The sequence below is a fragment of the Bacteroides sp. An19 genome (genome assembly GCF_002160215.1).
Classification (GTDB): Bacteria; Bacteroidota; Bacteroidia; order Bacteroidales; family Bacteroidaceae; genus Phocaeicola; species Phocaeicola intestinalis.
In genome coordinates this window covers 1-899 of sequence record NZ_NFKD01000143.1, presented here as the reverse complement: position 1 = coordinate 899, position 899 = coordinate 1, and the positions used below count along the sequence as shown (strand labels likewise).

Sequence of the window (899 nt, the reverse complement as noted above, 5' to 3'; positions counted from 1 at the left end):
GGAGTGAGTTATTCCACCTATCACTATTGGCAAAAGAAATACTCTGCCGAGAAAGACAGTATCAAACAAGAGCTGGCTCCGATCAATATCAAACGGCCAACAGCAGAATTGTCCTTGGACGAACAGGCTCCTTACGGCGTGTCCTTGTTGTTTCCCAACGGACTCCGTGCCCACTTTGGAAACGGCTCAGAGAAGCTGTTGATGGAAGTGTTGAACCAAAGTCTGCAGGAGGGCCATGTTTAACTTGAACGACACGATGCGCTACTTCCTGTGTCCGGGCAGGACGGACATGCGCAAGGGCATCAGTTCGCTGTGCGGGGTGGTGCATGAAAAGATGAAAAGTGAGGTGAAGAACGGCGATGTCTTCATCTTCATCGGCTCCAACCGCAGGCTTATGAAGCTGCTTCATGCGGAAGACGGCGGCATGGTGATGTACGTCAAACGGCTGGAGGCCGGACGCTTCAAACTGCCGGAATACGACCCGGAATCAGACAGTTATCCCATGGAATGGCGTGACCTGGTAATGATGGTCGAGGGTATTCAGGAAAGCCCGGGGCAGAGGCTCCGGCGGTTAAGGGCAGAGCGTAAGGAGTACCATGTATGACATGTTTTTTATTGAAAAAAGTGCTGGTATTATTGTATAATCCATTAATAATTAGTATCTTTACATCAGTAAAAAAGAGACAGGCAATGGATGAAAAAGCTATATTACTCAAGACGATAGAAGGGCTGAATGCCACTGTTGCTTCGTTGTCTGCCACCAATAAAGAACAGTCAGATCAGATTAAAAACCTGCAGGAACGTATCAAAGAGTTGACGGCTCAGGTCGCATGGCTGAACCGTCAGCTCTTTGGTCGTAAATCGGAGAAGCTTCGCGCATATGACCCTAATATCCCCGA

At 48.6% G+C, this 899-nt stretch carries 3 protein-coding genes; all 3 read left to right on the top strand.

From position 1 onward, the window contains the following. Positions 1-243, top strand: a 243-nt coding sequence (locus tag B5F25_RS20905; protein ID WP_087251754.1) for a hypothetical protein, incomplete at its 5' end; no start/stop codon positions are given. Further along, a complete protein-coding gene (gene tnpB, locus B5F25_RS20900) occupies positions 236-604 on the top strand; it encodes an IS66 family insertion sequence element accessory protein TnpB (RefSeq protein WP_013616133.1) in 369 nt (122 codons plus the stop codon). The genes B5F25_RS20905 and tnpB, both read left to right, overlap by 8 nt. A gap of 86 nt (positions 605-690) precedes the next feature. After that, the coding region (locus tag B5F25_RS20895; protein ID WP_087251753.1) for a hypothetical protein at positions 691-899 on the top strand (209 nt) is incomplete at its 3' end.